The sequence below is a fragment of the Bradyrhizobium sp. Ken01 genome, from assembly GCF_055807355.1.
Map to the genome: position 1 here is coordinate 1 of NZ_JBVVPC010000227.1, position 264 is coordinate 264.

1 pseudogene is annotated in these 264 nt (G+C 50.8%); it reads right to left on the reverse strand.

The features are described from left to right. Positions 1-264 (reverse strand): annotated as a pseudogene (locus AC0L3S_RS39440) (peptide ABC transporter substrate-binding protein); the annotation flags it as partial.

A 264-nucleotide genomic window follows, 5' to 3' on the forward strand; every position in this document is an offset into this window, starting at 1 on the left:
GGTTATAGCCGGTGACCGAATTATCTAGCGCCAGATACTCAACCTGTTGCAATACTGTATGTTGCGCATCGCGGTCCTTTGGATTTTTGCGTGCAGTAATCTTTTCGTTAACTACCCACTGATCAAGCACAAAGGCACCGTTGTAAACCATGTTCTCTGGCTTACTCCAGCTATCGCCATGTTTAGCGATGACATGATGAGGAACCGGGAACAGCGTCGGCCAGGCGAGCATCGTCGTGAACCAAGGAACCGGCTGCTCAAGCG